This window comes from Methanohalobium sp. (genome assembly GCF_018609725.1).
Taxonomy (GTDB): Archaea; Halobacteriota; Methanosarcinia; order Methanosarcinales; family Methanosarcinaceae; genus Methanohalobium.
In genome coordinates this window covers 1-3,613 of record NZ_JAHENT010000155.1, presented here as the reverse complement: position 1 = coordinate 3,613, position 3,613 = coordinate 1, and the positions used below count along the sequence as shown (strand labels likewise).

4 protein-coding genes are annotated in these 3,613 nt (G+C 38.1%); all 4 read right to left on the bottom strand.

All coding sequences use genetic code 11. The annotated features are described in order from the left end of the window. A partial coding sequence (locus tag QZ276_RS10565) for a hypothetical protein (protein ID WP_292487828.1) occupies positions 1-615 on the bottom strand: 615 nt, incomplete at its 3' end. Between the two features lie 13 nt (positions 616-628). After that, the gene (locus QZ276_RS10560) at positions 629-973 is read right to left on the bottom strand and encodes a T9SS type A sorting domain-containing protein (RefSeq protein ID WP_292487827.1); all 345 of its coding nucleotides are present in this window, start codon (positions 971-973) and stop codon (positions 629-631) included. 196 nt (positions 974-1,169) lie between these two features. Then, the gene (locus QZ276_RS10555) at positions 1,170-2,546 is read right to left on the bottom strand and encodes an FISUMP domain-containing protein (RefSeq protein WP_292487825.1); all 1,377 of its coding nucleotides are present in this window, start codon (positions 2,544-2,546) and stop codon (positions 1,170-1,172) included. Between the two features lie 13 nt (positions 2,547-2,559). After that, positions 2,560-2,904 carry a T9SS type A sorting domain-containing protein gene (locus QZ276_RS10550; protein ID WP_292487823.1) on the bottom strand — a complete coding sequence of 115 codons (345 nt, stop codon included), beginning with the start codon at positions 2,902-2,904 and terminating at the stop codon, positions 2,560-2,562. Positions 2,905-3,613 lie beyond the last annotated feature (709 nt).

The window sequence follows — 3,613 nt, the reverse complement described above, 5'->3', positions numbered from 1 at the left end:
AGTAACACTATCGGTACCCAGACCTATTCTTCCGTTGTTATAATAAACCGTATCACTCATTGACATCCACAGCTTATTATTCAAATCACTATAGTCACCACTGAAATCATCAGTAGTATCTTTATCCCAATCTAAAGTCATAGTTGAATCAACATACTGCCCATGGTCAGGTGTATTGGCCAGATCAGTGTAATTACCACTAAAACTGCTTCCCGTACTGTCCGCATATTTTGCATAAGGAACCGAAACCAACTGTGTTGTTCCCATTGTACTATAGTCACTTCCACCTGTCTCGTCTAAACCGACTTCTATAAAGAAGGGGCCGTAGCTCCAGTCAATGTTGGAAAATGTTCCCGACATAACTGAACCATCTCCAATCATAAGATTAACAAGTCCCTGATCGTTGGTGGTTTGTGTGTGTTCCTCTTCATATACAACTGTACCATTGGCTGAACCTTGCAGGATACTGATCTTAATACCAACATTCTGGTTAGAGAGTACATTGCCCTGATCGTCACGTGCTACTGCCTGATAGTTAAACATATCCGGTGATTGTGCACTGGTAATTCCTGTTGTTATTAGAATAACTAAAACTAATTGTAATAATCGTTTCATAACTTATTAAATTTTAATGTTTTACAATTTTAAATACTTTTCTTTTCTGCCCCGCATTAACTTCCAGCATATAAGTGCCTGAAGTAACCGGGCTCAGATTCAGCCGTTGCGTATTTGAAGGGTCAGAAAATTCTCTGGTAAGAATCGTTTTACCTGTCAAATCAACTAACCTGACTTGAATGGTCTGATCAACCATATTTTTGAACTTGACATTTAAGATGTCATTCACAGGATTTGGATAAATCTGTACATCCATTGCAGATTCACTCATTTCATCCACTGCAGTGGAAACAGTGATATTCCCCTGATGGAATCCCTGAGTAAGCATTGCAGACCCGTCAGAAAAGGTCTGGACCATCAATTCTCCGGTGGTCCAGCTTAATGATGTTCCACCAGAACTCTCAAATCCGCCGGAAGAAGATAAGACCGTTGGCGATAAACTTTGCGCGGCAGCCGTGATGGCCCCTGTGAAAAGTAATAAAATAAGTACTGATTTTTTAATCATAATTTACTTTCTATTTCAAATGAATGAATACTATGGTTATGCTCTTATATCAATCTTTTACACACCTTATACCATGTGCCCTATCTTTATCATTACTTAGTACACTCCATCTTTCTTCATCGTGTTCTATTCTAATATAATAAGCATCAGAGGAAGATGCTTCGGTAGAAGATTTAAAAAAACTCATGGTATGAAGTTGATAGTGAAATCCGGTCGGAAATCTCACTCCATTGGGTAATGCAGTAAAGCCTGTTTCATTGGTTGCCCCTGTATTAGGACTTTCCCAGTGTTCATAGCCGGTTTCTTTTATTTTACCACCTGCTACTGATGTGCCACCAAGCGTATTTGCCAATTCCAACCACTCGTCTCTGCTTGGAATGTGCCAGCCATCCGGGCAGGCTCCTTGCACACCACTCGGATTGGAATTACTGCTTGATGCTCCGTTCATCGCAGCGCTCCAGTCATATAAAAATCCATAGGTATCCACATAGATCGTACTATCCTCGCTGTTGGTTTGTCCATCTCCGTTTATATCAAATTCATACCAATATCTTCCGGTTATTTCCGAACCATCTGAATACGTCGTAGCCTTCAGATTCTCAGCCATCCATGTTTGATTACCAATTTCAACCGTGCGATAAACATTGCCTTCACTATCTTGAATGGTATCAATTCCAGACATCCTTTCAAGAATGCGAATCCTTCTAAGTAGTTTATCAACATAAGCCTTGTTAGCAGCATCTTTGTCACTATTAGGATCGGCAACATTCTGAATTCTATTATCTCCTGCGGAATTATTATTCGCTATCACATCTGACAATCCCTGCTTTTCTTGTTTAATGTAACCTGAATCTGCGTGGTTACCCCAATCATAGGCTTGATTCCAGTTAGTAGTATCCGACAGATCTGGTGTATTCATTAAATCACTGTAAGATCCGCTAAAATCATCAGTTACATCCTGGTCCCAGTCGGTAAAATCAGGGGTATTGCTTAAGTCACCATATTCACCACTGAAAGCGCTTCCTGTACTATCAGCATATTTGGCGTAAGGTACGGAAACAAGTTGTGTGGTTCCCATCGTGGAATAACTGGTACCACCTGTTTCATCCATGGCAACTTCCAGGTAGAAACTACCTGTACTCCAGTCAATATCGGAAAAGGTGCCAGAAATGGTGGTTCCGTTTCCTATCATCAGACTAATCAATCCCTGCTCATTGGTGGTTTGTGTATGTTCCTCTTCATATACAACCGTACCATTGGCAGAACCTTGTAAGATACTGATTTTAATCCCTATACTCTGGTTTGCTATTACATTCCCCTGATCATCTCGTGCTACTGCCTGATAATTAAACATATCAGGGGATTGTGCACTGGTAATTCCTGTTGTTAATACAAGAACTAAAATTAATAGTAATAAACGTTTCATAACTTATTAAATTTTAATGTTTTACAATTTTAAATACTTTTCTTTTCTGGCTCGCATTAACTTCCAGCATATAAGTGCCTGAACTAACCGAATTCAGATTTAGCCGTTGCGTATTGGAAGGGTCAGAAAATTCTCTGGTAAGAATCGTTTTACCTGTCAAATCAACTAACCTGACTTGAACAATTTGATCGACCATATTTTTGAACTCGATATTTAAGATGTCATTCACAGGATTTGGATAAATCTGTACATCCATTGCAGATTCACTCATTTCATCCACTGCAGTGGAAACAGTAATTTCACCCTGCTGAAATCCTTGTGTAAGCATTGCAGAGCCGTCAGAAAAAGACTGGATCATCACTTCTCCGGTAGTCCAGCTTAATGATGTTCCACCAGAACTCTCAAATCCGCCGGAAGAAGATAAGACCGTTGGCGATAAACTTTGCGCGGCAGTTGTAAAAACCCCGCTCGTAATAAATAACAAAATGAAAATGTACTTTTTTAGCATAATCAAACTCCTTTTAGTATTTAAATGTGATTTATCAGTGTTTTATAGCCAAGCAAAAAAGTAACATGTTATAAAACACATCCTTCAAAACAAAACATATCTGCTAAAGTTCAATATTTCAGCTATTTATAAAGAAAACACCTAACACACTAAAAAACAGAAAAATATATCATGTATGAATTTAAAACATAAAATTTCAGATTATTATGCTACCAGAAAATGAACTGCAAAAGGAAACTTATTTTATGTCAGTTAGATAGGCGAATTCAGAAGTAGAGGTAAATGTTAAAATTGCCATCAGTTTTTTAATAATTAAGTTGTTGGTTGTTAGCTATTGGCCATTGGCTTTTAGTATAAAGAGATAGTAGTCTAACAATTATAGTTATTCTTTCTTCTGAATGCGCCAATGTCAAAAGATAAAAAAAGAGAGCCATCATATGACTCTCCCGACTTAATGCTTTATAAGCTATAAATTAAATTTTACAGTACCTCCGCATCCACAGTAAACACCATAGCCGCATTTATTTCATGATCTTCCGATATAGTTTCATCGATCGTT